Genomic DNA, 26,960 nt, shown 5'->3' on the forward strand with positions numbered 1-26,960 from the left:
GGCTCTCCCGTCGTCGTCATGTGGCATGTGGCAAGTGCCGAGGGACGACGTTGGCCCTCTGCGGATGTGGCTAAATTTCGTGCAGATTACATGATGGAACGGTTCTCGGAAACCGGATACTCCGTTCCAACATGCGGACGCCGTCCGGGTTTACGGCAGGTGCCACGGGGTCGCGGCTGCGCCGCGTACGAGCGGCGGAAAGTATGGGGGGACCGAGCGGTACAAGATCGATCAGATCGGCGTCCGACGGCCCGAAGGGGGGCAGGGGGAGCGTCGTCGCTCCTCCCGCGAGTGCGCCGCAGGCGTCATTGCCCACAGCGCTTACGGCTCATGCCCGGTGGTTAAGCATTCGAAACCAGCAAGTAACGGCTACTTATGCGGCCCAACGCATAGGTAGCGGTCCCGCTATCCTACGGCCGTTCCGAACAGGCTGCCCAGGGCGTACGTCACACCGGCCGCCGCGCCGCCCAGCGCGAGCTGCCTGAGGCCGCTGTACCACCAGGTCCGCGCGGTCACCCTGGCCACCACGGCACCGCAGCCGAAGAGCCCGGCGAGCGCGAGGAGCACGGCCGGCCAGAGGGCCGTCGCACCCAGCAGGAAGGGCAGCACGGGCAGCAGGGCGCCGAGCGCGAACGAACCGAAGGACGACACGGCCGCGACCAGCGGCGACGGCAGGTCACCGGGGTCGATGCCCAGCTCCTCGCGGGCATGGATCTCCAGGGCCTGCTCGGGGTCCTCGGACAGCTGCCGGGCGACCTCACGGGCCAGTTCCGGCTCCACCCCGCGGGCCACGTAGAGCGCCGCCAGCTCGGCTTCCTCGTCCTGTGGGTGCTTGCGCAGCTCACGCCGCTCGACATCGAGTTCGGCCTCGACGAGCTCACGCTGGGAGGCGACGGAGGTGTACTCACCGGCCGCCATGGAGAAGGCACCGGCGGCGAGGCCCGCGAGCCCGGTGATGACGATCGTCTGGTGACCGGCGGAACCGCCGGCGACACCGGTCAGCAGGGCGAGGTTGGAGACCAGGCCGTCCATGGCACCGAAGACGGCGGGGCGCAGCCAACCGCCGTTCACATCCCGGTGCGTGTGGTTGTCGCGGTGCGCCTCGTGCAGCGCCGCCTCGGTCTCGATGATCGCCATGCGGGTCCCCCAGGAAGATTAGCCAAAGCTAACTTTGGATGAGTTCTACTTTTCGACAATACCGAACGTACGCCCATAATTTCATCGCCGCCAGCAAGGAAAGGCTGGGCTAACCTGCGGTTTTTCCATCAATCGCTCATCTGTGCGGTTCATTGCTCAGATACCGACCGGGTGACACGGCGCCCGCTGAGGCTCACCCGCACGCCTCCCGTGGGAGACATCCGCAAAGGTCCCCGTGACCCCCTTGAGGCCCCGGCACGGCCCCGCTGAGGCCCCGTCGTGGTCGCGTGAAGGAGAGGCCGCCCATGGCATCGATCGCCTGCACTCCCCCGGCCCCGGCGCCCGGGGACGCCACCGGACTGCGCGAACGGGCCCGCGGCGCCCTGCTCGGCCTGGCCGTCGGAGACGCGCTGGGGGCGCCCGCGGAGAACCTGAAGCCCTCCGAGATCCGCGCCCGCTGGGGCCGCATCACGGGATACGTCACCGAGGAGCCGTGCGGCACGGACGACACCGAGTACGCGATCTTCTCGGGGCTGCTGCTGGCCCGGCACGGCTCGGCACTCACCCCCGCCCACGTCGAGGCCGCCTGGCACGAGTGGATCGCCGACCGGGCCGAGGGCTCCTTCCGCGGTGCGGGCTTCAGCGAGCGGGGCACGCTGGAGAACCTCCGCCGCGGCCTCGCTGCGCCCATCTCCGCGCAGCACCGGCACGCCTGGAGCGACGGCCTGGCGATGCGGGCGGCCCCCTTCGGCGTCTTCGCGGCGGGCCGTCCGGCCGAAGCGGCCCGTCTGGTGGCGATCGACGGCCAGGTCAGCCACGAGGGCGAGGGCATCTACGGCGGCCAGGCGGTCGCGGCGGGAGTGGCGGCGGCGATGGCGGGTGCCTCGCCCGCGGTGGTGATCGCCTCGGCGCTCGCCGTCGTACCCGAGGACTCCTGGACGGCCCGCTCGCTGCGGCGCGCGGTGACCGTGGCCCACCGCGGCGAACGCGCGGTCCGCTCCGCGGTGGTCATCGGCGGCTACCCCTGGACCGACCTGGCCCCCGAAGCGGTCGCCCTCGCCTTCGGCGCGTACGCGGCGGCGGACGGCGACTTCCGGGAGGCGGTCCTCACGGCGGTCAACATGGGCCGCGACGCGGACACGACGGCCGCGGTGGCGGGCGCCCTGTCGGGCGCGACCCAGGGTGTCTCGGCGATCCCCCCGGAGTGGGCATCGGCCATCGGTCCGGTACGGGGCCGCTGTCTGCCCTCCATGACCGGCCATCACGTCCTGGACGTGGCGGAGCTGCTGGTCCCCGCCCCCGCCGGCGCCCTCCAGGACAGCGAGCGGGTGTCATGACGCGCCGCATCGAGGGACTGCTGCTCGGCCTCGCCGCGGGAGACGCCGCCGGCTGGCCCGCCGCCCGGCACCGGGCCGCCCGGATGCCCGAGTGGACCCGCCGTCTGACCCGCGAGCTGGACACCTTCGCCGAGCAGAACGCCACCACCACCCTGCCCGTGCCGATCGCACTCAACCAGCCGCCGGAACCCCTCCGTCTCGGCCCCTCCGACGACGCCGAGTGGGCGGCGTTCGCCGCGGAGGCGGTCCTGCGGGCGGGCGACGACGACGTGCTGGGCGACCTCAGCCGGGAACGCCGTATGCGCGCCGCCATCGACCTCACCTGGACCGCCGTGGCCGCCGAGGTCGCCGCGGCGGCGGACCGCGCCCCCGAGATCGAGTCCGCCGTACTGCCCCTGCGCGCCCGTATCTCGGTCCGCGCCGGCCTCGGCAATCTCGCCGCCGGCCTGCGCCCGCCCGCCACCGGCCACGACAACCCGCACTACTTCGACGACGCCGCCTGCGTCCGCGCCTGCGTCCTCGCGGTGGCCCATCCCGGCGACCCCCAACGCGCCGCCGGCCTGGCCGAGTTCGACGCCCGCTACACCCAGGACGGCGACGGCGTGCACGGCGCCCGCGCGATGGCGGCGGCCCTCTCGCTCGCCCTCGCCGGAGCGGACCCGGACACCTGTGTGACGGCCGCGCTCGCCGAGCTTCCCGCGGCGACGGAGATCGGCCGCAACACCCGCCACGCCCTCGCCCTGGCCGAGGACAGCGAGTCGGCTTTCGCCCTGGTCCCCCTCCTCGAACACCAGATCGTCGACCACGTCTACAGCTACGGCATCGCCGCCGCCGAGACCGTCCCCGTCGCCCTGGCCCTCGCCACGGCCGCCCGGGGCCGTCTCGCCGAGGCCGTCCCCGCCGCCGCCTGTCTGTCCCGGGTCGCCGACTCCGCCCCCGCCCTCGCGGGTGCGCTCACCGGCGCCCTGGGCGGCGGCGCGGCCGTCCCGGCCGGCTGGCGCGACGCCTGCCGCGTCCTCTCCGGCTGCGCGCTCCCCCGCCTCACCGGCACCGACCTGGTGGAACTCGCCGGACTCCTGGAAGCCGCACAACGGGCCCGACCAGGAGGATGATTCGGGGCATGACGCCCATAGGAGAAGAAAACCGCGGGCCCGGTCTGGACGAGCGGATCACCGGCGCCCTGGTCGGAGCCGCCGTCGGTGACGCGCTCGGCGGCCCCGTCGAGGGCTACTCCCCCGACCAGATCACCGACCGCCACGGCGGCCGGGTCCACGGCATCGTCGGCCCCTGGCACGGCGACGACTGGCGCACGGCACGTCCCATCGCGCCGTACCACAAGGGCGACGGCCACGTCACCGACGACACTTTGATGACCCACGCACTGGTCAGGGTCTACGCCCGGGTCCGCGACCACCTCGACGCGTACGCCGTCGCCGACCACCTGGTCCCGGACCTGATGACCAACCCGCGCTGGATCCCGGAGCTGGAGGCCGAGGCGCTGCCGCTGCACCGCGTCTTCCTCGCCGAGAAGTGGCTCGTGGCACGGCTGGCCTACGGCCATGTGGACCCGCGGGAAGCGGGCGTCGGCAACATCGTCAACTGCGGTGCGGCGATGTACATGGCCCCCGTCGGCCTGGTCAACGCGGCCGACCCGGCCGGGGCCTACGCCGAGGCGCTGGACGTCGCGGGTGCGCACCAGTCGTCGTACGGCCGTGAGGCCGCCGCGGTCTTCGCCGCGGCGGTCGCCGCCGCCACGGCACCGGGCGCGACCCCGGACTCCGTGGTGAGCGCCTGTCTGTCCCTGGCGAAGGACGGCACGCGCACGGCGATCGAGAAGGTCTGCGAAGTGGCGTGCGGCCACGGCGACTTCGAGTCGGCCCTGGTCCCCCTCCGGGAGGCGGTCGCCCCGTACGACACGGTCGGCCCCGACTACCGCGCCCCCTCGCTCGGCGCCCGCCGGCCCTCCCGGCTGCACTCCATCGAGGAACTCCCCATCGCCCTCGGCATGTTGCTGGTCGCCGGCGGCGACTACCGCCGGGCGGTCCTGGGCGCCGTCAACTACGGCCGCGACTGCGACTCGACCGCCACGATGGCCGGCGCGCTCGCGGGCGCCCTGGGCTCACCGGTCCCCGAGGACTGGGCGAAGACGGTGGCGGAGGCGAGCCGCCTGGACCTGTGGGAGCCGGCCCGCACCCTGGCCGCGGTCACCCGCGAGGTCTTCGCACGGGACGTGCGCCGCCGGCGTGCACACGAGCGGGCCTTCGCGGCGCTCGGAGGCTCGGCATGCTCCGCCTGACCTGGGTCCAGCCGGAGGACCTCCTGGGCCACGAACTTTGCCAGGCCCGTCTGGACGGCCGGGAACCGTCGCGGATCGAGGCGAGATGGCGCGCCGCGGGAGGTCTGGAGCCGCCGGAGCGCGCGGGAGCCTCACCGCGGCCGGCGTCGCGGTACCTACGGCTGCTGGCGGAGGACCTGCTGGACGAACTCGCCGACCTGCCCGGCAGGCTGGCCGACGACGAGCCGACGGACCTGGCCCGCGTCAAGGCGCTGTGCCCCGACTGGCCCGAACCCTCCGGACGCCCCGCGCCCGCTCTCACCCCCCTCGCCCTCGAAGCGTCCTGGCTGGGCCGGGCCATCGGCTGTCTGCTCGGCAAACCCGTCGAGAAGCTCCCCCTGGGCGGCATCCGCGCCCTCGCCCGGTCCGCCGGCAACTGGCCCCTGTCCACCTGGTTCACCGCGAAGGGCGTCCCCGAAGACCTGCTCGCGCAGTACCCCTGGAACCGCCGCTCCGCCGCGAGCTGCCTCGCCGAGAACATCGACGGCATGCCCGAGGACGACGACCTCAACTACCCCCTCCTCAACCTGCTCCTGCTCAGGCGCCACGGAAGGACCTTCACCACCGCCGACGTGGCGCGGCTCTGGCTCGACGAACTCCCGCCCGGCCGCACCTTCACCGCCGAGCGCATCGCGTTGCGCAACCTCCTGACCGGCATCGAGCCCCCGCACACCGCCCGCCACCGCAACCCGTTCCGTGAGTGGATCGGCGCCCTGATCCGCGCCGACGTGCACGGCTGGACGAACCCGGGCGACCCCGCGGCCGCCGCCGAGCAGGCCCACCGCGACGCGCGCCTCACCCACACCGCCAACGGCGTCTACGCGGCGATGTTCACGGCCGCCACCCTCGCGGCGGCTGCCACCGGCACCCACGACATCCACGCCTGTCTGCGCACCGGCCGCAGCGTGGTCCCACCCCGCTCGCGCCTGGCACACGCGATCGGCCACGCCCTGCGGACGGCCGGGAAGCACAGGGACTTCGACGACGTCGTGGACGAACTCCACGCCGCCTACTCCGCGACCCACCACTGGGTCCACGCCATCCCCAACACCGCGCTGATCGTCGCCGCCCTCACCCACGCGGACGGCGACTTCACCGGCTCCGTGTGCCGTGCGGTGTCCGGCGGCTGGGACACCGACTCCAACGGAGCGACCGCCGGCAGCGTCGCCGGCCTCCTCGCCGGCGCCCCGGGGGCGCTCCCCGAGCGCTGGCGGGCCCCGCTGAAGAACCGGCTCGCCAGCTCCGTCGCCCACTTCGACGGCACCGGCTTCGACACCCTCGCCCACCTCACGCACCTGGAGGCGACCCGACCATGACCCACATCGCCGTCCTCGGCAGCACCAACATGGACCTCGTCACCTACGTCACCAAGGCTCCGCAGCGCGGCGAGACCGTGACGGGACGGGAGTTCCGCACGATCCCCGGCGGCAAGGGCGCCAACCAGGCGATCGCCGCGGCCCGCGCCGGCGCCACGGTCTCCATGATCGGCGCGGTCGGCAACGACGCCTTCGGGGTGCGCCTGCGCGACACCCTCGAACACTCCGGTGTGGACAGCGACTTCCTGCGCACGGTCGAGGGACCGTCCGGCACCGCGCACATCGTGGTGGACGACGAGGGCGGCAACTCCATCGTCGTCATCCCCGGCGCGAACGGCACCGTCGACCACCTCGCGCCCGGCGACGAGGGCGTGCTCGCCTCCGTCGACGCCCTGCTGCTCCAGCTGGAGATCCCGCTGGCCGCGGTCGTCGCGGGTGCGCAGGCGGCCCGCCGGCACGGTGTCCGTACCATCCTCACCCCGGCCCCCGCCCAGCCGCTCCCGCCCGAACTCCTCGCCGCGACCGACCTGCTGGCCCCCAACGAGTACGAGGCCGTCACCCTCACCGGCCGCACCGACCCGCGGGAGGCGGCCGCCGCTCTGCTCGACCTGGTCCCGGAGGTCGTCGTCACCCTGGGCGCGACCGGCAGCCTGTACCTGGCGCGGGGCGCCGAACCCCTGGTGGTGCCCGCACCCGAGGTGAAGGCCGTGGACTCCACAGGGGCGGGCGACACCTTCATCGGCGCGCTCGCGGTGGCCCTCACCGAGGAGAAGCCGGTGCGGGAGGCCCTGTCCTGGGCGGCCGCCGCCGCGGCCCTGTCCGTGCAGCGGGAGGGTGCGTCGGCGTCGATGCCGTACCGCCCGGAGATCGACGCCCAGTGCACGGCATGAGCATGAGTACGACGACAGCCACGACGACGAGTGCGAGTACGGCCCCGCGGATCCAGCCCCTGCACGGCCTGCGGGTCCTCGATCTGGCCACCCTCTTCGCCGGCCCCATGGCCGCGACCCTGCTCGGCGACTTCGGCGCCGAGGTGATCAAGGTGGAACATCCCGGCCGCCCCGACCCGTCCCGGGGGCACGGCCCGGCCAAGCACGGCGTCGGCCTGTGGTGGAAGGTGCTCGGCCGCAACAAGCGCACCATCACCCTCGACCTGTCCAAGCCCGGCGGCCGCGCGACCCTGCTCCGGCTCGCCGCCACCGCCGACGTGGTGATCGAGAACTTCCGCCCCGGCACCCTGGAGAAGTGGGATCTGGGCTGGGCGGAGCTGTCCGCCGCCAACCCGCGGCTGATCCTCACCCGGGTCACGGCCTTCGGGCAGTTCGGTCCGTCCGCGCACCGGCCCGGCTTCGGCACCCTCGCCGAGGCGCTGAGCGGCTTCGCGGCCCTCACCGGCGAACCGGACGCACCGCCGACGCTCCCGCCGTTCGGGCTCGCGGACTCGGTCGCGGGCCTGACCACGGCGTACTCCGTGCTGACGGCCCTGGCCGCGCGGGACCGGACCGGCGAGGGGCAGGTCGTGGACATGGCGATCATCGAGCCGATCCTCGCCGTCCTCGGCCCCCAGCCCACCTGGTACGACCAGCTCGGCTACGTCCAGGAACGCACCGGCAACCGGTCCGCGAACAACGCCCCGCGCAACACCTACCGCACCGCCGACGGCCGCTGGGTCGCCGTCTCCACCTCCGCGCAGTCGGTGGCGGAGCGGGTGCTGCGGCTGGTGGGCCGTCCGGAGCTGATCGAGGAGCCGTGGTTCGCCACGGGCACGGACCGGGCCGCGCACGCCGACGTCCTGGACGAGGCGGTGGGCTCCTGGATCGCGGCCCGCAACCGCGCCGAGGTGCTCGCGGCCTTCGAGAAGGCGGACGCGGCGGTGGCCCCGGTCCAGGACGCCCGGGACGTTCTCGAAGACCCCCAGTACCAGGCCCTGGACACGGTCACCACCGTCGCCGACCCGGAGCTGGGCCCGCTGCGCATGCAGAACGTGCTCTTCCGGCTGTCCGCCACGCCCGGCGCGATCCGCTGGGCCGGCCGCCCGCACGGCGCCGACACGGACGCGGTGCTCACCGAGCTGGGACTGACCCCGGCCGAGCTGCGCGCCCTGCGCGAGGAGGGCGCCCTGTGACGCCGTTCCCGCTGACCTGGCTCTACGTGCCCGGCGACCGCCCGCACGTCGTGGCCAAGGCGCTGGCCGCGGGTGCCGACGTGGTGGTGATCGACCTGGAGGACGCGGTCGCCCCCGACCGCAAGGACTACGCCCGCGCGGCCACGACCGAGCGCCTCCGCGAGCCGCAGCCCGTCCCGGTCCACGTCCGTGTCAACGCCCTCGACGGCCCCTGGGCGGCCGCCGACCTGACGGCGCTGGCCACGCTGCCGGGCCTGTCCGGGCTACGACTGCCGAAGGTGACGTCCCCGGGCGAGATCAGGCAGGTCGCCGTGGCCACTCCGGTCCCCCTGTACGCCCTCCTGGAGTCGGCCCTCGGCATCGAGCACGCGTACGCCATCGCCACCGCTCACCCGTCCCTGCGGGGCGTCTCCCTCGGCGAGGCCGACCTCCGGGCCGACCTGGGCGTACGGGCCGACGCGGGCCTCGACTGGCCCCGCTCCCGGGTGGTCGTCGCCGCCCGCGCGGCCGGCCTGGCACCGCCGGCCCAGTCCGTCCACCCCGACATCCGCGACCTGGACGGGCTGGCCGCCTCCTGCGCCCGCGGCCGCACCCTCGGTTTCCTGGGCCGCGCGGCGATCCACCCACGGCAGCTGCCGGTGATCGAGCGGGCGTATCTCCCGACGTCCGCGGAGATCGAGGCAGCGGAAACGATCATCAAGGCCGCGGCGACGAACGAGGGCGCCCAGGCCCTGCCCGACGGCCGCTTCGTCGACGCTGCGGTGGTGGCCGCGGCGCAGCGGACTCTGTCGTTGGGGCGGAGGCACTGAACCTCCCTGCGCACGCGTCGAGGGCGCCCGGAAGATTCCGGGCGCCCTCGACGCCGTACAACCAGTCGTACGACCGGACGTCAGCTCTTCTTCGCCGACTCCGGCTCGTCCTTCGCCTCCACGGCATCCGGCTCGGCCTTGTCCTCGACCTCGGCGTCCGCCTCGGTGTCGGCCTCCGCGCCGACGGCTTCGGCCTCGGCACCTGCGGCGTCCTCGGACGGACCGTCGGAGGCACCCGGTTCCACCACCGCCTCACGGCCCGGCCGCTTCTTCGCCGACACCACGATGTACGTCACCGCCAGCAGGAACACGATGATCGCGGTCCAGTCGTTGAGGCGGAGGCCCAGGATGTGGTGGGCGTCGTCGACGCGCATGTATTCGATCCAGCCGCGGCCCACGCAGTACGCGGCGACGTACAGGGCGAAGGCCCGGCCGTGGCCCAGCTGGAAGCGGCGGTCGGCCCAGATGACCAGGAGGGCGACGCCGATGCACCACAGGGACTCGTAGAGGAAGGTCGGGTGGTAGTAGCCCGGCACCCGGCCGCCCTCGGAGGAGGTGATGTGCAGCGCCCACGGCACATGGGTCTCGCGTCCGTACAGCTCCTGGTTGAACCAGTTGCCCCAACGGCCGATGGCCTGAGCGAAGGCGATGCCGGGGGCGATGGCGTCGGCGTAGGCGGGCAGCGGGATGCCCCGGCGCCGGCAGCCGATCCACGCGCCCACGGCGCCGAGCGCGATCGCGCCCCAGATGCCGAGGCCGCCCTCCCACACCTTGAAGGCGTCCACCCAGTTCCGGCCCGGGCTGAAGTACAGCTCGTAGTCCGTGATCACGTGGTAGAGCCGGCCTCCGACGAGGCCGAAGGGAACGGCCCAGACCGCGATGTCGGCGACCGTGCCGGCTCGCCCGCCCCGGGCGATCCAGCGCTTGTTGCCGAGCCAGACGGCGACGAAGACACCGATGATGATGCAGAAGGCGTAAGCGCGCAGCGGGATCGGACCGAGGTTCCAGACCCCGCGCGACGGGCTGGGAATGTAGGCAAGTTCCATGGCAAGGTCGACGCTACCGTGCCGGGCGGCGAGGACGGCAGGCAGCCCGGCTACGGGTCCATAACGGGCACGTGAGAAACACGCTTACCCGCGGTTCGCGTCCTCCACCATCTGCTTGAGCTTCGCCGGGGTCAGCGTCTGGTCCGCGTAGATGTTCTTGCCGTCGAGCAGGACGGTGGGCGTGCTGCTGAAACCGCCGGTCTGGAATGCCTTGTGGGACTGGTTCACCCAGCTGTCGTGGGTGCCTTCCTTGACGCACTTCTGGAACGCGGGGGTGTCGAGGCCGTTCACCTTGCCGGCCAGCTGGATCAGCTTGGCGTTGTCCGCGAAGGCGTCGTCGGTCTCCTTCGGCTGGTTCGCGTACAGCACGTCGTGGTAGTCGCGGAACTTTCCGGCGTCCTGGGCGCAGGCCGCCGCGTTGGCGGCGCGCAGGGAGCCGGTGCCGCCGAGGTTGCCGTCGATCAGCCGGACCAGGTGGTACTCGACTCTGAGCTTGCCCGCGTCGGTGAGCTCGTGGAGCGTGGGCCGGTACATCGTCTCGAAGGCCTGGCAGGCCGGGCAGCGGAAGTCCTCCCAGACCGTGAGCGTCGCCTTGGCGCCGTCCTTGCCGACCGGGATCGCGAGGCTGTCCTTGCCCTGCGCGCCGGAGGGCGCCACGACCGGCCCCGCGCTGGCGGACTTCTTCTTGCCCGAGTTGGCGGCGATCACGCCGATCACCGCCGCGAGTCCCAGGACGCAGACGACGCTCGCGCCCACGATCAGTGCGCGCCGTCGCTTCTCCGCGGACTTCTGCTTCTCGCGCTCGACCGCCAGCCGCTCCCGGGCGGTGCGCTTTCCGTCACGGTTCTTCTCGCTCACACCCCCAGAACGAACCGGGGAGGCGCAGCGCGCCTCCCCGGCCTGAGGTCCACTCGTTCGAGTGACCGAATCTTCCGTTACAGACGGTTATGCCTGTCGGCGGACGCCCTTCGCCAGGTCACCGGCGAGCCCGCGCACCGCCTCGATGCCGGAGGCGTGGTCCGGGGCGTCCAGCATCTGCTTCACGAACGCCGAGCCGACGATGACGCCGTCGGCGAAGCCGGCGACCTCTGCGGCCTGGACCGCGTTGGAGACGCCGAGCCCGACGCACACCGGCAGCGGGCTGCCGGTCGCCCGGGTGCGCTCGACCAGGTCGTGGGCCTGGGCGCCGACCGACTCACGGGTGCCGGTGACACCCATCAGCGAGGCCGCGTAGACGAAGCCGCTGCCCGCCGCGGTGATCTGGGCGAGCCGCTCGTCCTTGCTGCTCGGGGCGACGACGAAGACGGTGGCGAGGCCGTGCTTCTCCGCGTGCTCCCTCCACAGGCCCGACTCCTGGACCGGCAGGTCGGGCAGGATGCAGCCCGCGCCGCCCGCCTCAGCCAGCTCGGCGGTGAAGCGCTCGACGCCGTAGCGGTCGATGGGGTTCCAGTAGGTCATGACGAGCACCGGCTTGCCGGTCGCCTCGTGCGCCTCCCGGACCGTCCGCATGACGTCCGCGATCCTGACGCCGCCGCGCAGGGCGATGTCGTCGGCGGTCTGGATGACCGGACCGTCGAGGACCGGGTCGCTGTGCGGCAGGCCGACCTCGACGATGTCGGCGCCGCCGTCGAAGACGGCCTTGATCGCCTCGATGCCGCCGTCCACGGTCGGGAAGCCGGCCGGGAGATAGGCGATGAGGGCGGCGCGCCCTTCCGCCCTGGCGGCGGCGAGGGTGTCGTTCAGAAGCTGGATGTTGCCGCTCACTTGGCGTCCCCCTCGATCTCGGCGGTGTCGGCTTCGTTGGCGGCCACCTCGGCGTCGGTCTCGTAGAGGCCGAAGTAGCGCGCCGCAGTGTCCATGTCCTTGTCGCCTCGGCCGGACAGGTTGACCACGATCAGCCCGTCCTTGCCCAGCTCCTTGCCGACCTCCAGGGCACCGGCGAGGGCGTGGGCGCTCTCGATGGCCGGGATGATGCCCTCGGTCCGCGACAGCAGGCGCAGGGCCTGCATGGCGGCGTCGTCGGTGATCGCGCGGTACTCGCCGCGGCCGCTGTCACGCAGGTAGGAGTGCTCCGGGCCGACGCCCGGGTAGTCCAGACCGGCCGAGATCGAGTACGGCTCGGTGATCTGGCCCTCGTCGTCCTGCAGGACGTAGGAGCGGGAGCCGTGCAGGATGCCGGGCTCGCCCGCGGTCAGGGTGGCCGCGTGCTCGCCGGTCTCCACGCCGTGCCCGGCCGGCTCGCAGCCGATCAGACGGACGCCCTCGTCGGGGATGAAGGCGTGGAAGAGGCCGATGGCGTTGGAACCGCCGCCGACGCAGGCGACGGCGGCGTCGGGGAGACGGCCGGCGCGCTCCAGGAGCTGCCGCCGCGCCTCCACGCCGATCACCCGGTGGAAGTCGCGGACCATGGCCGGGAAGGGGTGCGGACCGGCGACCGTACCGAACAGGTAGTGGGTGCGGTCGACGTTGGCGACCCAGTCCCGGAACGCCTCGTTGATGGCGTCCTTCAGCGTGCGGCTGCCGGACTTCACGGCAACGACCTCGGCGCCGAGCATGCGCATACGGGCCACGTTGAGGGCCTGGCGCTGGGTGTCGATCTCGCCCATGTAGATGGTGCAGTCGAGGCCGAACAGGGCGCAGGCGGTGGCCGTCGCGACGCCGTGCTGGCCGGCGCCGGTCTCCGCGATGACACGGGTCTTGCCCATGCGCTTGGTGAGCAGGGCCTGGCCGAGAACGTTGTTGATCTTGTGGGAGCCGGTGTGGTTCAGGTCTTCCCGCTTGAGGAACACCCGGGCGCCACCGGCGTGTTCGGCGAACCGCGGCACCTCGGTGAGGGAGCTGGGGCGGCCGGTGTAGTTGACGAGCAGGTCGTCGAGCTCGCGGGCGAACTCGGGGTCGTGCTTCGCCTTCTCGTACTCGACGGCGACCTCGTCCACGGCGGCGACGAGGGCCTCCGGGATGAACTTGCCGCCGAACGCGCCGAAGTAGCCTTCGCCGCTGGGCACCTGGCCGGTGGGGTCAGGGATGAAGAACTCGCTGGGCATGCGGAATCCTCACGGTGAGTGGAGTGGTGTGTGAACAGCACTGGTCGCCGTGGGGGCGGGGTTTCGCCGGTCGAGTGCCGGCCGTCAGTGGCTGGTCGCGCCCACGCGGCGAAGCCGCGTGTTCGGGCACTGCCCCGCGCCCCCGAGGGGGCGCTGCCATCGCATGCCGTTGACCTGCCCGGGCTCGTCGCCGATGACGTACCGCACCCGCCGGCCGTGCACCCTGCGGGCGGGCGCGCGGCAACCACGCGGGCGGCAGCCGCGCGCGAGGCGGGCGTACCGGTCCATGGCCGTGGCGGGTGTGGTCGGAGTCATCGCGGCAAGCCTAGTCGTTGATCAGCTTCGGCCGTGTCGCAGCGCGGGGTGCTCGCCCGCCGCGACCAGGTCGGAGACAGCCGTCTTCGGGTCCTTGCCGGTGACCAGGGACTCGCCCACCAGGACCGCGTCGGCACCGGCGTTGGCGTACGCGATCAGGTCGTGCGGCCCGCGCACACCGGACTCGGCGACCTTGACGATGCTGTCGGGGATCTCCGGGGCCACCCGCTCGAAGGTGCCGCGGTCGACCTCCAGGGTCTTCAGGTTGCGCGCGTTGACGCCGATGATCCTGGCGCCGGCGGCCACGGCCCGCTCGACCTCCTCCTCGTCGTGCACCTCGACGAGCGGGGTGAGGCCGATGGAGACGGCACGCTCGATCAGCGACTCGAGAGCCGGCTGCTCCAGGGCGGCCACGATCAGCAGCGCGAGGTCGGCGCCGTACGCCCGGGCCTCCCACAGCTGGTACGACGTGACGATGAAGTCCTTGCGCAGGACCGGGATGTCCACGCGCGCGCGGACGGCCTCCAGGTCGGCAAGCGAGCCGCCGAAGCGGCGCTGTTCGGTGAGGACGGAGATGACGGCGGCACCGCCCGCCTCGTAGTCCGCCGCGAGCCCGGCCGGGTCGGCGATCGCGGCCAGCGCGCCCTTGGAGGGGCTGGAGCGCTTGACCTCGCAGATCACCTTGACGCCCTCGCCCTTGAGCGCGGCCACCCCGTCCTTGGCGGCGGGGGCCTTCGCCGCACGCTCCTTGAGCTCGTCGAGGCTGACGCGCGCCTGCCGCTCCGCGAGGTCGGCACGGACTCCGTCGATGATCTCGTCGAGCACACTCACGCGAGCGGCCCCCTTTCAGACGGTTGTTCCTTCGGGTTCTGAAAACCCTTGGTCACTTTGATGGTATCCGCAGGTCCACGATGGCCCTGCATCCGATCTATACCGGTCCCACCACCTGGACATTCCGCGGCCGGGTCCGGGAGCCGGGTCTAGGGGTGCAGCCAGCCGCCGCCCGGCAGGTTCCGGACCACGGTGAAGACCAGCAGCAACGCGCCGACGCCCCACATCTGCACCCGCCCGAGTTCGATCCGCAGCGGCCGGCCGCGCACCGCACGGACCACCCAGACGGTCCACAGCACCACGAAGCCGAGGTAGGCGGCCACGCCCAGCACGTTGTCGTGCAGGGCGGCGAGGAAGTCGCCGTGGACGAAGGCGTGCGCGCTGCGCAGTCCGCCGCAGCCGGGGCAGTACAGGCCGGTGAGCCGGTACAGGGGGCACACCGGGTAGTGGCCGGGCTCGTTCGGGTCGACCGTGCCGACGTAGGCGAAGGCCCCTGCGACGGCGGCGAGCAGTCCGGCCGGCAGGGCGAGCCGGCCCCACAGGGCGGGCGGCGGGCTGGTGCGCGGGGCGCTGCGGCTGTCGGCGTTCACGCCATGCATTCTGCCCCGTACGCCCCGCGCACGCGCGCGAGGGGCGGGCTCGGCGGCGCTGACACGCACCGGCCCCGCGGCGCCGCCGGCGACGGACGCCGGCCGGGCCCCGACACGCGCGAGGGGCGGCCCGTACCCTCCTGGGGTTAGGGCCGCCCCTCGCGGGAAGCGGTGGTGCTCAGCTCTCGGCGCCGACCGGCTCGCGGGTCGCGGCGGGGGTCGCGTGCACGACGGCGTGCGCCTGCTGCTTCGGCTGGCCGAGGCCCATGGCACGCATGGCGGAGCCCACGACGCCACCGAGGACCACGATCGCCATGCCGGCCCAGAAGCCGACGGGCTGGGCCATCACCATGAAGGCGCCCGCGACGCAGAATCCGATGAAGGCGATGGTGACGCCGGTCCAGGCGGCCGGGGTGTGACCGTGACTGCTGCCCGCCATGACTTGCTCCTCGTTGCTGTGTGTCCTAGTCCGAGCCGGACGCTCTTCGTCCATTGTCCCGTACGTACACGCGTGCCGGACGCTGGGGTGGCGTCTGGTTCGCCACATCCGGCGACCGCCAGGGGGTCTACCGCTCAGGCGCCGGTCGGGTCCTCACCCCGGTCCAGGGCCTTCCAGATCTCCTCGGGACGCTCGGGGTCCACCGGGCGCGCCTTGCGCCGCGGGCGCTCGGCCCCGCGCTCGTAGCGGCCGGACATGGCCGGCCACCGGCTGCCGTAGCGCAGGGCGAGCAGCCCGGCGAGCAGGATCAGGACGCCGCCGACGGCCGCGACGTACGGCCAGCCGGTGTGGCTGAGCGCGGCGACCGAGGCCGAGGTGTCTCCGGTGGTCTGCGCGGCCTTCTCGTCCAGCGCGGAGCCGTCGGACGCCCCGACGAGGGCGGCGGCGACGATGCCCGCGCCGGAGAGCGCGAGCACCGCGGCGACGGCGAGCCGGCCCGCCCCGCGGACGGCGAAGACGGCGACGAGCGCGGCGAGGCCCACTATGGCGAGGGCCGCGGGGACGCCCGTGACGTCGCTGCCCTTGGCGGTCAGCGGGAACGCGCCGCCGGCCACCGTGGCGGTGCCCTCCGCCCAGCGCTGCCGGGTCGCGAGCAGCGCCACGGCCGCGCCGAGGGCACCGAACAGCAGGGCCACGGCGAGGCTCCGCCGGCCGGAGCGGGCGGGCGCGGCGGCTTCGGAACGGGGGTGAGGTAGGGCAGTCACGTGGTCCACTATCGCCTGAACCCCGGGCGAACCGTCACCCGGGGGTTCACATGTGACGCTCTCCACCGTGTTCCGCCGACCGGTCGCTACCGTCCGAGACGGTTCGCCGTGTGGACGGCCCGCAGCACCGCGGCGGCCTTGTTGCGGCACTCCTGGTCCTCGGCGACGGGGTCGGAGTCGGCGACGATGCCCGCGCCGGCCTGCACATAGGCCGTGCCGTCCCGGAGCAGGGCGGTGCGGATGGCGATGGCCGTGTCGGAGTCGCCGGCGAAGTCGAGGTAGCCGACGCAGCCGCCGTACAGGCCGCGCCGGGACGGCTCGAGTTCGTCGATGATCTGCATGGCCCGGGGCTTGGGGGCGCCGGACAGGGTGCCCGCCGGGAAGCAGGCGGTCAGCACGTCGAAGGCCGTACGGCCCTGGGCGACCCGGCCGGTGACCGTGGAGACGATGTGCATGACGTGCGAGTAGCGCTCGATGGACATGAAGTCCACGACCTCCACCGAGCCGGGCTCGCAGACCCGGCCGAGGTCGTTGCGGCCGAGGTCGACGAGCATCAGGTGCTCGGCGCGCTCCTTGGGGTCGGCGAGCAGCTCCTCGGCGAGGGCCTGGTCCTCCTGCGGGGTGGCGCCGCGGTGCCGGGTGCCGGCGATGGGGTGGACCATCGCGCGCCCGTCCTCGACCTTGACCAGCGCCTCCGGGGAGGAGCCGACGACGTCGAACCCGTCGAAGCGGAACAGGTACATGTACGGGGACGGGTTGGTGGCCCGCAGGACCCGGTAGACGTCCAGCGCGCTCGCCGTGCACGGGGTCTCGAAGCGCTGGGAGGGCACGACCTGGAAGGCCTCGCCCGCGCGGATGCGCTCCTTGACGTCCTCCACGGCCGCCTGGAAGTCGGGGCCGCCCCACAGGGCGGTGTACTCGGGCAGTTCGGAGGGCGGCAGGACGGCCGGGGGCTGGGCGACCGCCCGGGACAGGTCGGCCTCCATGGCGTCGAGGCGGGCCACGGCGTCGGCGTAGGCCTCGTCCACCCCGGTGTCGAGGTCGTTGTGGTTGATCGCGTTGGCGATCAGCAGGACCGAGCCCTCCCAGTGGTCCATGACGGCGAGGTCACTGGTGAGGAGCATGGTCAGCTCGGGCAGCTTCAGGTCGTCGCGCTCGCCGGGGCCGATCTTCTCCAGACGGCGGACGATGTCGTAGCCGAGGTAGCCGACCAGGCCGCCGGTGAAGGGCGGCATGCCCTCCTGGTGCGGGGTGTGCAGGGCCTGGACGGTGGCGCGCAGGGCAGCGAGCGGGTCCCCGCCGGTGGGGACGCCGACGGGCGGGGCACCGAGCCAGTGGGCCTCGCCGTCCCGGGTGGTGAGGGTCGCGGCGGAGCGCACGCCCACGAAGGAGTAGCGGGACCAGGAGCGGCCGTTCTCCGCGGACTCCAGCAGGAAGGTGCCGGGGCGTTCGGCGGCGAGCTTGCGGTAGAGCGCGACCGGGGTGTCGCCGTCGGCGAGGAGCTTGCGCGTGACCGGGATGACGCGTCGGTCGGTGGCGAGCTTGCGGAAGGTCTCGAGGTCCATGGCGGCTGACCTTACTGATCGAGTGCCCGCACGCCGGAATCGGCGTCCTTGAGCAGCACGTCCTCGTCGAAGCAGGTGCGGGCGCCGGTGTGGCAGGCGGCGCCGACCTGGTCGACCTTGACCAGCAGGGTGTCGGCGTCGCAGTCCAGGGCGACGGACCTGACCCACTGGAAGTGGCCGGAGGTGTCGCCCTTGACCCAGTACTCCTGGCGGCTGCGCGACCAGTAGGTGCAGCGGCCGGTGGTGAGCGTGCGATGCAGCGCCTCGTCGTCCATCCAGCCGAGCATCAGCACCTCACCGGTGTCGTACTGCTGGGCGATGGCCGGGAGGAGCCCGTCGGCGCTGCGCTTCAGGCGCGCGGCGATCCCGGCGTCCAGGCTGCTGGGCGGAGGCGTACTGGTCATGGGTGCCATTGTGCCGCGCGGCGCGGACCGTCACGGCCCAGGTCCACTGATCGGGCCGAGTGGCGCGCAGCGCCTCGTCGTGGGGCGGTGGCCGGGTGACGGGTGGGCGGACCCTGTGCGTAGTCGTAGGCTGACTGCATGTCGACCTTCGCTCAGCGTGAACGGCTTCTGCTCGCCGACCTCTTGGAAACCACCGGTCCGGAGGCCCCGACCCTCTGCGAGGGGTGGCTGACACGCGATCTGGCCGCGCACGTGGTGGTGCGGGAGCGGCGGCCGGACGCGGCCGGGGGCACGCTGATCAAGCAGCTCGCGCCGCGGCTGGAGAAGGTGATGGCCGAGTACGCCGCGAAGCCGTACGAGGAGCTGATCCAGCTGATCCGGACCGGCCCGCCGCGTTTCTCGCCCTTTCAGCTCAAGCAGATCGACGAGGCGGCCAACATCGTGGAGTTCTACGTCCACACGGAGGATGTGCGCCGCGCCCAGCCGGACTGGACGCCGCGCGAGCTCGACCCCGTCTTCCAGGAGTCGCTGTGGTCCCGGCTGGAGCGCACCTCCCGCCTGCTGGGCCGGGGTGTGCCGACGGGCCTGGTCCTGCGGCGCCCGGACGGCCAGACGGCCGTCGCCCACCGGGGTGCGCCCGTGGTGACGGTGACCGGCGAGCCGGCGGAGCTGCTGATGTTCGCGTTCGGCCGGCAGAGCGCGGCGAAGGTAGAGCTGGACGGCGACGAGAACGCCATCGCGAAGCTGCACGAGTCCAAACAGCTGGGCATCTGAGAGGCACCTCATGATCAAGGTCGCGATGACCGGTGTGTACGTCGACGACGTGCCGAAGGCGCACGCCTTCTACACGGACGTCCTCGGCTTCGAGACCCGTACCCGTCTGGACCTGGGCGGCGGCACGCTGTTCGTCACGGTCGGCGCTCCCGGCGGGGCCCAGCACGATCTCCAGCTGCTGCTGGAGCCCGGCGACGGCCCCATCGCGGAGCCGTACCGCCGGGCCCTGTACGAGGCCGGGATCCCGTGCATCGTCTTCTCGGTGGACGACATCCAGGCGGAGTACAAGCGGCTGGTGAACCTGGGCGTGCACTTCACCCACGAGCCCCAGGAGCAGGGTCCGGTGATCGCGGCCGTGATCGACGACACGGTCGGCAACCTGGTCCAGCTGACCCAGCCCAAGCCGGCCCACGGCTGAGTCTCAGCGGGGCAGTTCGGCGCGGCGCAGTCCCGGGACGCACAGGGCGACGACCCCGCCGAGGCCGCAGACGACGGCGCTGACGACGTAGACCGGCCCGAGGCCCCAGGTGCCGATCGCGGCGGCCGCGAACGGCATGCTCAGCGGGGCGAGTCCGAGGCTGACCAGGCCGGAGACGGCCGTGACCCGGCCGAGGTGGGCGGGGTCCGCCTGGGTCTGGAGCAGGGCTCCGCACATGGCGCCGCTGAGCCCGGCGAGGAGCCCGACGAGCAGGGCGACCCCGACGGCCCCGGCGAGGCTCGGAACGAAGGCGAGGGCGCCGATCGCGACGGAGCCCCCGAGGATGGCGTAACCGGCGACCAGCCCGGCGCGCGGCAGCCGCCCCCGGACGGTGAGCAGCAGCGAGGCGGCGCCCGCGCCGACGCCGAAGCCGGCGAGGATCCAGCCCATTCCGGAGGCACCCCAGCCACGCCGGTCGGCGAGCAGGGTCAGGCCGACGTTGAAGGGCCCGACGAAGCCGAAGTCGCCGAGGGCGATGGCCAGCATGAGCGGGGCGAGGACGCGGTGGCGGCGGATGTGGCGCAGACCGTCCCGCAGGTCCTGCCAGGCGGACGTCTCCCGGGGGCCCGTCCGGTCGTCCGCCGGCAGCTTCCGGACCCGTACGCAGACCAGCAGCGGCACCGACACCGCGATGAGCAGTCCGGCGAGGGTGAACGCGGTCGCCGCGCCGCCGAGCGCCACGCCGAGGCCACCGAGCGGGGCCCCGACGACGTTCGCGAAGCGGATCGCGAGGCCCCGCATGCCCTGGACCCGGGCCAGCTGGTCCTTGCCGGTGATCCGTGCCGGGAGGGCGCCGACGGCGGGCATGAACACGGCGTCGACGGTGCCGAAGACGAGGGCCAGCAGGGCGAGCGGCCACAGCCCGGGACTGGTCAGGAACAGCAGGGCGGCCACCGCGAGGACGGCGGCACAGCGCACCGCGTCGCTGCCGATGACGACACGGCGCGGGCCCAGCCGGTCGGCGAGCACTCCCCCGCCGAGCATCAGCACGGCCCGCGGCAGCGCGCTGGCAGACATCACCACACCGGCCTGCGCGGGCGTTCCGGCCTGGACGGCGGCCCAGGACAGGGCGATGTAGTAGATGCTGTCGCCGAGCATCGAGGAGGTGTAGGCACCCAGCCAGCGCAGGACGTTGGGGTCGCGGTGGGCGGCCTTTTCGAGCTGCCGAGCGGGTATGTCGGACAGGACGGTCACGGCGGTGCCCTCTCTCAGACGCGGAACGGGAATCCGGACACGTGCAGCGCGACGTGCTCGCGCCCTTCGGTCTCACCGGCGGCTTCGGCGGACCGGCCCCTCTCGTCGTACTTCCGCACCAGAGCGATCAGCTCCTGGCGCAGTGCGTCCAGTTCGGCCGCGGTGAGGCGCAGCAGGGACTCGCTGTCGGGTGCGGCGGCGTTCCACTCGGCGCTCCAGGTGGCCCTCTCGTCCAGGTAGCGGCGGTACATCTCGGCACGCTGGTCGTGGAAGAGCCGGGTCGCCGCCAGGTGCACGGCCGCCTTCTCGGGTGCGTCCCGGAAGTCTCCGTCGCGGATGCTCACCCCCTCAGACGCGGGCTGCCACCAGCGTTCCCGGCCGTCCCCGCTCTGCGGCTCGGCCTCTTCGATCAGACCGTGCTCGGCGAGCTTGCGCAGGTGGTAGCTGACCAGCGAGACGGCCTCGTCGACCTGGTCGGCGAGGTGCGAGGCGGTCGCCTTGTCGGCCACGCACAGGGCTCGGTACAGCTTCATCCGCAGCGGGTGGGCGAACGCCTTCAGCGTGCCCACGTCCGTGATGGGACGACTCCCCTTGGCTGTCATGCACGCAACGCTAAATGGGAAAGAAAAGTTGCGCAACAGATTTTGCGCAACTTCCCTTTCCTGTCCGCCGACGAGAAGGCCCCGGCTGCCCGAGGGCGACCGGGGCCGAAACTCGGCGCAGTGTCAGCGCACCGGGTGTCCCGCCTCCCGCAGCGTCTGCTTGACCTGGCCGATGCGCAGGTCGCCGAAGTGGAAGACGGAGGCCGCCAGGACAGCGTCCGCGCCCGCCTCGACGGCCGGCGGGAAGTCCGCCAGCCGGCCCGCGCCGCCCGAGGCGATCACCGGGACGGTGACGTGCTTGCGCACGGCCGCGATCATCTCCAGGTCGTAGCCGTCCTTGGTGCCGTCCGCGTCCATGGAGTTCAGCAGGATCTCGCCGGCACCCAGCTCGGCGGCCCGGTGCGCCCACTCGACGGCGTCGATGCCGGTGCCACGGCGGCCGCCATGGGTGGTCACCTCGAAGGATCCGGACTCGGTGCGGCGCGCGTCCACGGACAGCACCAGCACCTGCCGGCCGAAGCGCTCGGCGATCTCACGGATCAGGTCCGGGCGGGCGATGGCCGCCGTGTTGACGCCCACCTTGTCGGCGCCGGCCCGCAGCAGCTTGTCCACGTCCTCGGCCGTGCGGACGCCACCGCCGACGGTCAGCGGGATGAACACCTGCTCGGCGGTGCGGCGGACCACGTCGTACGTCGTCTCGCGGTTGCCGGACGAGGCGGTGATGTCCAGGAACGTCAGCTCGTCGGCGCCCTCGGTGTCGTACACCTTGGCCATCTCGACCGGGTCGCCCGCGTCGCGCAGGTTCTGGAAGTTGACGCCCTTGACGACCCGGCCGTTGTCCACGTCCAGGCAGGGGATGACTCGGACCGCCAGGGTCATGAGTTCACGGCTCCTCTGAATGCCTCTAGTTCCACTTCGACCAGGATGCGCGGGTCGACGAAGCCCTCGACGACCAGCAGGGTCGAGGCCGGGCGCACGGAGTCGAAGATCTCCTTGTGGGCCCGGCCCACGGCGTCCACGTCCCGCACATGTGTCAGGTACATCCGCGTGCGGATCACGGACTCGATACCGAGCCCGAACTCCGCGATCGCCTCCAGCGCGCTGGTGAACGCCACCTTGGCCTGCTCGTACGGGTCCCCCTCCCCGTACACCACACGGCCCCGGAAGGACGTCGTACCGGCCACCAGCACACGGTCACCCGCCGCGACGGCGCGCGCGAACCCGAAGCTCTCTTCCCAGGGACTTCCGCTCTGCACGCGCCGCACGGCATCGCTCATGACGACACAGCCTCCAAGGCCTCTTCCAGGGTGAACGCCTTCGCGTACAGGGCCTTCCCGACGATGGAGCCCTCGACACCGAGGGGTACCAGCTCGGCGATGGCCCGGAGGTCGTCGAGCGACGACACGCCGCCGGACGCCACGACCGGCCGGTCCGTCACGGCGCACACGTTGCGCAGCAGCTCCAGGTTCGGGCCCTGGAGGGTGCCGTCCTTGGCGATGTCGGTGACGACGTAGCGGGCGCAGCCCTCCTTGTCGAGGCGCTCCAGCGTCTCGTAGAGGTCGCCGCCGTCACGGGTCCAGCCGCGGCCGCGCAGCGTCGTACCGCGCACGTCCAGGCCCACCGCGATCTTGTCGCCGTGCTCGGCGATGACCTTGGCGACCCACTCGGGGGTCTCCAGGGCGGCGGTGCCGAGGTTCACCCGGGTGCAGCCGGTGGCGAGGGCGGCGGCGAGGGTGTCGTCGTCGCGGATGCCGCCGGACAGCTCCACCTTGATGTCCATCGCCCTGGCCACCTCGGCGATCAGCTCCCGGTTGTCGCCCGTGCCGAAGGCGGCGTCCAGGTCGACCAGGTGCAGCCACTCGGCGCCGGAGCGCTGCCAGGCGAGGGCGGCCTCCAGCGGGGAGCCGTAGGACGTCTCGGTCCCGGACTCACCGTGCACGAGGCGGACGGCCTGGCCGTCACGGACGTCGACGGCGGGAAGGAGTTCGAGCTTGGCCATGGTCTACAGGGTTCCGATCCAGTTGGTGAGGAGCTGGGCACCGGCGTCGCCGGACTTCTCGGGGTGGAACTGGGTGGCCCACAGGGCACCGTTCTCCACGGCCGCCACGAAGGGCTTGCCGTGCGTCGACCAGGTCACCCTGGGCGGGTGCATGAGCGGGTTGTGGGTCTCCAGGGTCCAGTCGTGGACGGCGTAGGAGTGCACGAAGTAGAAGCGGGCGTCCCGGTCCAGACCGGCGAACAGCTCCGACTCGGCCGGGGCGTCGACGGTGTTCCAGCCCATGTGGGGAACGATGTCGGCCTGGAGCGGCTCGACCGAACCGGGCCACTCGTCGAGGCCCTCGGTCTGCACGCCGTGCTCGATGCCGCGCGCGAAGAGGATCTGCATGCCGACGCAGATGCCCATCACCGGGCGCCCGCCGGACAGCCGGCGGTCGATGATCCAGTCACCGCGGGCCCCGCGCAGCCCCTCCATGCAGGCGGCAAAGGCACCGACGCCCGGCACCAGCAGGCCGTCGGCGTTCATCGCCCGGTCGAAGTCGCGCGTGATCTCGACGTCGGCCCCCACGCGCGCGAGGGCACGTTCGGCGGAGCGGACGTTGCCGAAGCCGTAGTCGAAGACGACCACTCGCTTGGCGCTCAATTCCACACCTCCAGCCTCAGGACGCCCGAGACCAGGCACATGGCCGCGCCGATGGACAGCAGCACGATGAGGCTCGTGGGCATCTTCTGCTTGGCGAAGGAGATGATGCCGCCGACCAGGAAGAGGCCGACGACGATCAGGACGGTGGACAGACCGTTCATGGGTTACAGCGCGCCCTTCGTGGAGGGGAGGATGCCGGCCGCGCGCGGGTCGCGCTCGCTGGCGTAGCGCAGGGCCCGGGCGAGCGCCTTGAACTGGCACTCCACGATGTGGTGCGCGTTGCGCCCGTAGGGCACGTGCACGTGCAGCGCGATCTGCGCCTGGGCGACGAAGGACTCCAGGATGTGCCGGGTCATCGTCGTGTCGTACTCGCCGATCATCGGCGCCATGTTCTCGGGCTCGGTGTGCACGAGGTAGGGGCGGCCGGACAGGTCGACGGTGACCTGGGCGAGGGACTCGTCCAGCGGGACCGTGCAGTTGCCGAAGCGGTAGATCCCCACCTTGTCGCCGAGCGCCTGCTTGAAGGCGGCGCCGAGCGCGAGGGCGGTGTCCTCGATGGTGTGGTGGGAGTCGATGTGCAGGTCGCCGTCGGTCTTCACGGTCAGGTCGAACAGACCGTGCCGGCCCAGCTGGTCGAGCATGTGGTCGTAGAAGCCGACGCCCGTCGCGATGTCGGTCCTGCCGGTGCCGTCGAGGTCTATCTCGACGAGGACCGAGGTCTCCTTGGTCGTACGCTCCACGCGTCCTACGCGGCTCATGCCTCAAGCTCCTTCTTGACTTCACGTACCGCGTCGAGGAACGCGTCGTTCTCTTCGGGGGTTCCGGCGGACACCCGCAGCCATCCCGGTACGCCGTTGTCCCGGACCAGGACGCCCCGGTCGAGGATCTTCTGCCAGGCGGTGCGGGAGTCCTCGAACCGGCCGAACTGCACGAAGTTCGCGTCGGACTCGGTGACGTCGTAACCGGTCGCCCGCAGCTCGCTCACCAGCCGGTCCCGCTCCGACTTCAGCTGCTCGACGTACTTCAGCAGCGTGTCGGTGTGCTCCAGGGCGGCCAGGGCGGTCGCCTGGGTGATCGCCGACAGGTGGTACGGCAGCCGTACGAGCTGTACCGCGTCCACGACCGCGGGGTGCGCGGCGAGGTAGCCGAGGCGCAGGCCCGCCGCGCCGAACGCCTTCGACATGGTGCGGGAGACGACCAGGTTCGGCCGGCCGGCCAGCAGCGGCAGCAGCGAGTCGCCGTGGCTGAACTCGATGTAGGCCTCGTCGACGACGACCATGGACGGCTTGGCCGCCTGGGCGGCGTCGTACAGCGCGAGGACCGTCTCGGGCGGAACCGCGTTGCCGGTGGGGTTGTTGGGGGTGGTGACGAAGACGACGTCGGGCCGGTGCTCGGCGATGGCCCGCTCGGCCACCACGAGGTCGATGTCGAAGTCCTCGTTGCGGGGGCCCGAGATCCAGCCCGTCCCCGTGCCGCGGGCGATGAGCGAGTGCATCGAGTACGACGGCTCGAAGCCGATGGCCGTACGGCCGGGTCCGCCGAAGGTCTGCAGCAGCTGCTGGATGACCTCGTTGGAGCCGTTGGCGGCCCACACGTTCTCGACGCCGAGCGGGTACTTGCCGGTCTTCGTCAGGTACTTGGCCAGCTCGGTGCGGAGCTGGACCGCGTCCCGGTCGGGGTAGCGGTTCAGGTTCCGGGCGGCCTCGCGCACCCGCTCCGTGATCCGCTCGACCAGCGGCTCGGGCAGCGGGTACGGGTTCTCGTTGGTGTTCAGCCGTACGGGGACGTCCAGCTGGGGCGCGCCGTATGGGGACTTGCCGCGCAGCTCGTCCCGTACGGGGAGATCGTCGATTCCGAAGCTCACTTGCTCTCAGGCACCTTCCCACCACGCGTCCATTGTTCGGCTCCGCCGAAACGGGCCTTGATCGCCGCGCCGTGCGCGGGCAGGTCCTCCGCCTCCGTCAGCGTCACCACGTGGTGCGCGACCTCGGCCAGCGCGTCCTTCGTGTAGTCGACGATGTGGATGCCGCGCAGGAAGGACTGGACGGACAGGCCTGAGGAGTGGCAGGCGCAGCCGCCGGTGGGCAGGACGTGGTTGGACCCGGCCGCGTAGTCGCCCAGCGAGACCGGGGCCCAGGGACCGATGAAGATCGCGCCGGCGTTCCTGACCCGGTCGGCCACCGCTGCGGCGTCCGCCGTCTGGATCTCCAGGTGCTCGGCGCCGTACGCGTCGACGACCCGCAGGCCCTCCTCGATGCCGTCGACCAGGACGATCGCGGACTGCCTGCCGCTCAGGGCAGGGACGATCCGGTCCTCGACGTGCTTGGAGGCCGCGACCTGCGGCTCCAGCTCCTTGGCCACCGCGTCCGCCAGCTCGACCGAGTCGGTGACCAGCACGGCGGCCGCCAGCGGGTCGTGCTCGGCCTGGCTGATCAGGTCCGCGGCCACGTGCACCGGATCGGCGGTGTCGTCCGCGAGGACCGCGATCTCGGTGGGGCCGGCCTCGGCGTCGATGCCGATCTTGCCGGTGAAGTAGCGCTTGGCCGCGGCCACCCAGATGTTGCCCGGGCCGGTGACCATGTTGGCGGGCGGGCAGGACTCGGTGCCGTGCGCGAACATCGCGACGGCGGTGGCGCCGCCGGCCGCGTAGACCTCGTCCACGCCGAGCAGGGCGCACGCGGCGAGGATCGTGGGGTGCGGCAGACCACCGAACTCGGCCTGGGCCGGGGAGGCGAGCGCGATCGACTCGACGCCGGCCTCCTGGGCGGGCACCACGTTCATGATCACGGAGGACGGGTAGACCGAGCGGCCGCCCGGGGCGTACAGCCCGACGCGGTCGACCGGCACCCACTTCTCGGTGACGGACCCGCCGGGCACGACCTGGGTGGTGTGCGTCGAACGGCGCTGCTCGCGGTGGACCAGACGGGCGCGCCGGATGGACTCCTCCAGGGCCGCGCGCACGGCAGGGTCGAGGCCCTCGAGCGCGTCGGTGAGCGCCCGGGCCGGGACACGGACCGATTCCAGCCGTACTCCGTCGAATTTCTCGGCGAAGTCGATCAGCGCCGCGTCGCCCCGATGATGCACGGCCTCGCAGATCGGACGCACCTTCTCCAGGGCGGCCTGAACGTCGAAGTCGGCTCGGGGCAGCAGGTCGCGCAGGGCGGGGCCCTCGGGGAGGGCGTCGCCGCGCAGATCGATTCGGGAGATCACGGTG

The 26,960-nt window shown here is 72.5% G+C and carries 31 protein-coding genes; 9 read left to right on the forward strand and 22 right to left on the reverse strand.

What is annotated here, in order from left to right:
• Window positions 1–405: 405 nt before the first annotated feature.
• Complete coding sequence (locus AC07DS_RS20915; RefSeq protein ID WP_145875127.1) at window positions 406–1,137, reverse strand: VIT1/CCC1 transporter family protein; 732 nt, start codon at window positions 1,135–1,137, stop codon at window positions 406–408.
• 305 nt (window positions 1,138–1,442) lie between these two features.
• On the opposite strand from AC07DS_RS20915, the gene AC07DS_RS20920 reads away from it, so the two are divergent.
• The 7 genes from AC07DS_RS20920 to AC07DS_RS20950 are packed head-to-tail and all read left to right on the forward strand — an operon-like array spanning window position 1,443 to window position 9,059.
• Window positions 1,443–2,474: an ADP-ribosylglycohydrolase family protein gene (locus tag AC07DS_RS20920; RefSeq protein WP_336112120.1), complete on the forward strand. Its 1,032-nt coding sequence runs from the start codon at window positions 1,443–1,445 to the stop codon at window positions 2,472–2,474.
• On the forward strand, window positions 2,471–3,586 hold the full coding sequence (locus tag AC07DS_RS20925) for an ADP-ribosylglycohydrolase family protein (RefSeq protein WP_479147322.1): 1,116 nt from the start codon (window positions 2,471–2,473) through the stop codon (window positions 3,584–3,586). The genes AC07DS_RS20920 and AC07DS_RS20925 overlap by 4 nt, the downstream gene beginning before the upstream one ends.
• An 8-nt stretch (window positions 3,587–3,594) precedes the next feature.
• On the forward strand, window positions 3,595–4,770 hold the full coding sequence (locus tag AC07DS_RS20930; RefSeq protein ID WP_479147324.1) for an ADP-ribosylglycohydrolase family protein: 1,176 nt from the start codon (window positions 3,595–3,597) through the stop codon (window positions 4,768–4,770).
• Window positions 4,758–6,125: an ADP-ribosylglycohydrolase family protein gene (locus AC07DS_RS20935; protein WP_479147326.1), complete on the forward strand. Its 1,368-nt coding sequence runs from the start codon at window positions 4,758–4,760 to the stop codon at window positions 6,123–6,125. Before AC07DS_RS20930 ends, AC07DS_RS20935 begins: the two co-directional genes overlap by 13 nt.
• Entirely contained in the window at window positions 6,122–7,015 is an 894-nt protein-coding gene (gene rbsK, locus AC07DS_RS20940; protein ID WP_479147328.1) for a ribokinase, read from the forward strand. Before AC07DS_RS20935 ends, rbsK begins: the two co-directional genes overlap by 4 nt.
• Before the next feature lie 2 nt (window positions 7,016–7,017).
• Entirely contained in the window at window positions 7,018–8,250 is a 1,233-nt protein-coding gene (locus AC07DS_RS20945; protein ID WP_479147330.1) for a CaiB/BaiF CoA transferase family protein, read from the forward strand.
• Window positions 8,247–9,059: an HpcH/HpaI aldolase/citrate lyase family protein gene (locus tag AC07DS_RS20950; RefSeq protein WP_479147332.1), complete on the forward strand. Its 813-nt coding sequence runs from the start codon at window positions 8,247–8,249 to the stop codon at window positions 9,057–9,059. The genes AC07DS_RS20945 and AC07DS_RS20950 overlap by 4 nt, the downstream gene beginning before the upstream one ends.
• A gap of 80 nt (window positions 9,060–9,139) precedes the next feature.
• Here the strand turns inward: AC07DS_RS20950 and lgt are convergent, their stop codons facing one another.
• From lgt to hisI, 11 genes are all read right to left on the reverse strand, one after another.
• On the reverse strand, window positions 9,140–10,105 hold the full coding sequence (gene lgt / locus AC07DS_RS20955) for a prolipoprotein diacylglyceryl transferase (protein ID WP_479147334.1): 966 nt from the start codon (window positions 10,103–10,105) through the stop codon (window positions 9,140–9,142).
• 84 nt (window positions 10,106–10,189) lie between these two features.
• Window positions 10,190–10,963: a DsbA family protein gene (locus AC07DS_RS20960; protein ID WP_479147336.1), complete on the reverse strand. Its 774-nt coding sequence runs from the start codon at window positions 10,961–10,963 to the stop codon at window positions 10,190–10,192.
• 87 nt (window positions 10,964–11,050) lie between these two features.
• Complete coding sequence (trpA, locus tag AC07DS_RS20965; protein ID WP_479147338.1) at window positions 11,051–11,869, reverse strand: tryptophan synthase subunit alpha; 819 nt, start codon at window positions 11,867–11,869, stop codon at window positions 11,051–11,053.
• Complete coding sequence (trpB, locus tag AC07DS_RS20970) at window positions 11,866–13,149, reverse strand: tryptophan synthase subunit beta (RefSeq protein WP_479147340.1); 1,284 nt, start codon at window positions 13,147–13,149, stop codon at window positions 11,866–11,868. Before trpB ends, trpA begins: the two co-directional genes overlap by 4 nt.
• A gap of 84 nt (window positions 13,150–13,233) precedes the next feature.
• On the reverse strand, window positions 13,234–13,464 hold the full coding sequence (trpM, locus tag AC07DS_RS20975) for a tryptophan biosynthesis modulator TrpM (protein WP_479147342.1): 231 nt from the start codon (window positions 13,462–13,464) through the stop codon (window positions 13,234–13,236).
• A gap of 21 nt (window positions 13,465–13,485) precedes the next feature.
• Window positions 13,486–14,295 carry an indole-3-glycerol phosphate synthase TrpC gene (gene trpC, locus AC07DS_RS20980; RefSeq protein ID WP_479147344.1) on the reverse strand — a complete coding sequence of 270 codons (810 nt, stop codon included), beginning with the start codon at window positions 14,293–14,295 and terminating at the stop codon, window positions 13,486–13,488.
• Between the two features lie 149 nt (window positions 14,296–14,444).
• Window positions 14,445–14,894 carry a DUF2752 domain-containing protein gene (locus tag AC07DS_RS20985; protein ID WP_479147346.1) on the reverse strand — a complete coding sequence of 150 codons (450 nt, stop codon included), beginning with the start codon at window positions 14,892–14,894 and terminating at the stop codon, window positions 14,445–14,447.
• Window positions 14,895–15,063: 169 nt separating this feature from the next.
• A complete protein-coding gene (locus tag AC07DS_RS20990) occupies window positions 15,064–15,324 on the reverse strand; it encodes an HGxxPAAW family protein (RefSeq protein WP_479147348.1) in 261 nt (86 codons plus the stop codon).
• A 134-nt stretch (window positions 15,325–15,458) separates the two neighbouring features.
• On the reverse strand, window positions 15,459–16,097 hold the full coding sequence (locus tag AC07DS_RS20995) for a TIGR02234 family membrane protein (RefSeq protein WP_479147350.1): 639 nt from the start codon (window positions 16,095–16,097) through the stop codon (window positions 15,459–15,461).
• Between the two features lie 77 nt (window positions 16,098–16,174).
• Window positions 16,175–17,653 carry an anthranilate synthase component I gene (locus AC07DS_RS21000; protein ID WP_145875154.1) on the reverse strand — a complete coding sequence of 493 codons (1,479 nt, stop codon included), beginning with the start codon at window positions 17,651–17,653 and terminating at the stop codon, window positions 16,175–16,177.
• A gap of 11 nt (window positions 17,654–17,664) precedes the next feature.
• A complete protein-coding gene (gene hisI, locus AC07DS_RS21005) occupies window positions 17,665–18,057 on the reverse strand; it encodes a phosphoribosyl-AMP cyclohydrolase (protein WP_479147352.1) in 393 nt (130 codons plus the stop codon).
• Window positions 18,058–18,195: 138 nt separating this feature from the next.
• Between hisI and AC07DS_RS21010 the strand changes: the two genes are divergently transcribed.
• Window positions 18,196–18,831, forward strand: a complete 636-nt coding sequence (locus tag AC07DS_RS21010) for a TIGR03085 family metal-binding protein (RefSeq protein ID WP_145875158.1) — start codon at window positions 18,196–18,198, stop codon at window positions 18,829–18,831.
• A 10-nt stretch (window positions 18,832–18,841) separates the two neighbouring features.
• A complete protein-coding gene (locus AC07DS_RS21015; RefSeq protein WP_479147354.1) occupies window positions 18,842–19,249 on the forward strand; it encodes a VOC family protein in 408 nt (135 codons plus the stop codon).
• Between the two features lie 3 nt (window positions 19,250–19,252).
• Here AC07DS_RS21015 and AC07DS_RS21020 read toward each other — a convergent pair whose 3' ends face one another.
• The 10 genes from AC07DS_RS21020 to hisD all read right to left on the reverse strand — a co-directional run bounded on the left by AC07DS_RS21020 (window position 19,253) and on the right by hisD (window position 26,956).
• Window positions 19,253–20,503, reverse strand: coding sequence for an MFS transporter (locus AC07DS_RS21020; RefSeq protein ID WP_479147356.1), 1,251 nt, complete (start codon window positions 20,501–20,503; stop codon window positions 19,253–19,255).
• 14 nt (window positions 20,504–20,517) lie between these two features.
• On the reverse strand, window positions 20,518–21,105 hold the full coding sequence (locus tag AC07DS_RS21025) for a helix-turn-helix domain-containing protein (RefSeq protein ID WP_479147358.1): 588 nt from the start codon (window positions 21,103–21,105) through the stop codon (window positions 20,518–20,520).
• Between the two features lie 123 nt (window positions 21,106–21,228).
• Entirely contained in the window at window positions 21,229–21,984 is a 756-nt protein-coding gene (gene hisF / locus AC07DS_RS21030) for an imidazole glycerol phosphate synthase subunit HisF (protein ID WP_145875166.1), read from the reverse strand.
• Window positions 21,981–22,382 (reverse strand): RidA family protein, encoded by a 402-nt coding sequence (locus AC07DS_RS21035; RefSeq protein WP_145875168.1) that lies wholly within the window; start codon window positions 22,380–22,382, stop codon window positions 21,981–21,983. Before AC07DS_RS21035 ends, hisF begins: the two co-directional genes overlap by 4 nt.
• Window positions 22,379–23,104, reverse strand: coding sequence for a bifunctional 1-(5-phosphoribosyl)-5-((5-phosphoribosylamino)methylideneamino)imidazole-4-carboxamide isomerase/phosphoribosylanthranilate isomerase PriA (priA, locus tag AC07DS_RS21040; RefSeq protein ID WP_145875170.1), 726 nt, complete (start codon window positions 23,102–23,104; stop codon window positions 22,379–22,381). Before priA ends, AC07DS_RS21035 begins: the two co-directional genes overlap by 4 nt.
• Window positions 23,105–23,107: 3 nt before the next feature.
• Window positions 23,108–23,752 (reverse strand): imidazole glycerol phosphate synthase subunit HisH, encoded by a 645-nt coding sequence (gene hisH / locus AC07DS_RS21045; protein WP_479147360.1) that lies wholly within the window; start codon window positions 23,750–23,752, stop codon window positions 23,108–23,110.
• The gene (locus tag AC07DS_RS21050) at window positions 23,743–23,907 is read right to left on the reverse strand and encodes a hypothetical protein (protein ID WP_186581278.1); all 165 of its coding nucleotides are present in this window, start codon (window positions 23,905–23,907) and stop codon (window positions 23,743–23,745) included. The genes hisH and AC07DS_RS21050 overlap by 10 nt, the downstream gene beginning before the upstream one ends.
• Before the next feature lie 3 nt (window positions 23,908–23,910).
• Window positions 23,911–24,504 carry an imidazoleglycerol-phosphate dehydratase HisB gene (hisB, locus tag AC07DS_RS21055; RefSeq protein ID WP_030783530.1) on the reverse strand — a complete coding sequence of 198 codons (594 nt, stop codon included), beginning with the start codon at window positions 24,502–24,504 and terminating at the stop codon, window positions 23,911–23,913.
• Window positions 24,501–25,610 (reverse strand): histidinol-phosphate transaminase, encoded by a 1,110-nt coding sequence (locus AC07DS_RS21060; protein ID WP_479147362.1) that lies wholly within the window; start codon window positions 25,608–25,610, stop codon window positions 24,501–24,503. The genes hisB and AC07DS_RS21060 overlap by 4 nt, the downstream gene beginning before the upstream one ends.
• The gene (hisD, locus tag AC07DS_RS21065; RefSeq protein WP_479147364.1) at window positions 25,607–26,956 is read right to left on the reverse strand and encodes a histidinol dehydrogenase; all 1,350 of its coding nucleotides are present in this window, start codon (window positions 26,954–26,956) and stop codon (window positions 25,607–25,609) included. The genes AC07DS_RS21060 and hisD overlap by 4 nt, the downstream gene beginning before the upstream one ends.
• Window positions 26,957–26,960 lie beyond the last annotated feature (4 nt).

It is taken from the genome of Streptomyces sp. NPDC044064, from assembly GCF_056434245.1.

Excerpts from the sequence above, each read along its gene's own strand:
- hisF (WP_145875166.1), bottom strand. The coding sequence starts at position 21,984 with ATGACCCTGGCGGTCCGAGTCATCCCCTGCCTGGACGTGGACAACGGC.
- AC07DS_RS20925 (WP_479147322.1), top strand. The coding sequence starts at position 2,471 with ATGACGCGCCGCATCGAGGGACTGCTGCTCGGCCTCGCCGCGGGAGAC.
- AC07DS_RS20930 (WP_479147324.1), top strand. The coding sequence starts at position 3,595 with ATGACGCCCATAGGAGAAGAAAACCGCGGGCCCGGTCTGGACGAGCGG.
- AC07DS_RS20935 (WP_479147326.1), top strand. The coding sequence starts at position 4,758 with ATGCTCCGCCTGACCTGGGTCCAGCCGGAGGACCTCCTGGGCCACGAA.
- hisB (WP_030783530.1), bottom strand. The coding sequence starts at position 24,504 with ATGAGCCGCGTAGGACGCGTGGAGCGTACGACCAAGGAGACCTCGGTC.
- priA (WP_145875170.1), bottom strand. The coding sequence starts at position 23,104 with ATGGCCAAGCTCGAACTCCTTCCCGCCGTCGACGTCCGTGACGGCCAG.
- hisI (WP_479147352.1), bottom strand. The coding sequence starts at position 18,057 with ATGACCAGTACGCCTCCGCCCAGCAGCCTGGACGCCGGGATCGCCGCG.
- AC07DS_RS20985 (WP_479147346.1), bottom strand. The coding sequence starts at position 14,894 with ATGCATGGCGTGAACGCCGACAGCCGCAGCGCCCCGCGCACCAGCCCG.
- trpM (WP_479147342.1), bottom strand. The coding sequence starts at position 13,464 with ATGACTCCGACCACACCCGCCACGGCCATGGACCGGTACGCCCGCCTC.
- AC07DS_RS21050 (WP_186581278.1), bottom strand. The coding sequence starts at position 23,907 with ATGAACGGTCTGTCCACCGTCCTGATCGTCGTCGGCCTCTTCCTGGTC.
- AC07DS_RS21010 (WP_145875158.1), top strand. The coding sequence starts at position 18,196 with ATGTCGACCTTCGCTCAGCGTGAACGGCTTCTGCTCGCCGACCTCTTG.
- trpB (WP_479147340.1), bottom strand. The coding sequence starts at position 13,149 with ATGCCCAGCGAGTTCTTCATCCCTGACCCCACCGGCCAGGTGCCCAGC.
- AC07DS_RS21000 (WP_145875154.1), bottom strand. The coding sequence starts at position 17,653 with ATGGACCTCGAGACCTTCCGCAAGCTCGCCACCGACCGACGCGTCATC.
- lgt (WP_479147334.1), bottom strand. The coding sequence starts at position 10,105 with ATGGAACTTGCCTACATTCCCAGCCCGTCGCGCGGGGTCTGGAACCTC.
- rbsK (WP_479147328.1), top strand. The coding sequence starts at position 6,122 with ATGACCCACATCGCCGTCCTCGGCAGCACCAACATGGACCTCGTCACC.
- AC07DS_RS21035 (WP_145875168.1), bottom strand. The coding sequence starts at position 22,382 with ATGAGCGATGCCGTGCGGCGCGTGCAGAGCGGAAGTCCCTGGGAAGAG.
- AC07DS_RS20920 (WP_336112120.1), top strand. The coding sequence starts at position 1,443 with ATGGCATCGATCGCCTGCACTCCCCCGGCCCCGGCGCCCGGGGACGCC.
- AC07DS_RS21015 (WP_479147354.1), top strand. The coding sequence starts at position 18,842 with ATGATCAAGGTCGCGATGACCGGTGTGTACGTCGACGACGTGCCGAAG.
- AC07DS_RS20945 (WP_479147330.1), top strand. The coding sequence starts at position 7,018 with ATGAGTACGACGACAGCCACGACGACGAGTGCGAGTACGGCCCCGCGG.
- AC07DS_RS20915 (WP_145875127.1), bottom strand. The coding sequence starts at position 1,137 with ATGGCGATCATCGAGACCGAGGCGGCGCTGCACGAGGCGCACCGCGAC.
- AC07DS_RS20990 (WP_479147348.1), bottom strand. The coding sequence starts at position 15,324 with ATGGCGGGCAGCAGTCACGGTCACACCCCGGCCGCCTGGACCGGCGTC.
- AC07DS_RS21025 (WP_479147358.1), bottom strand. The coding sequence starts at position 21,105 with ATGACAGCCAAGGGGAGTCGTCCCATCACGGACGTGGGCACGCTGAAG.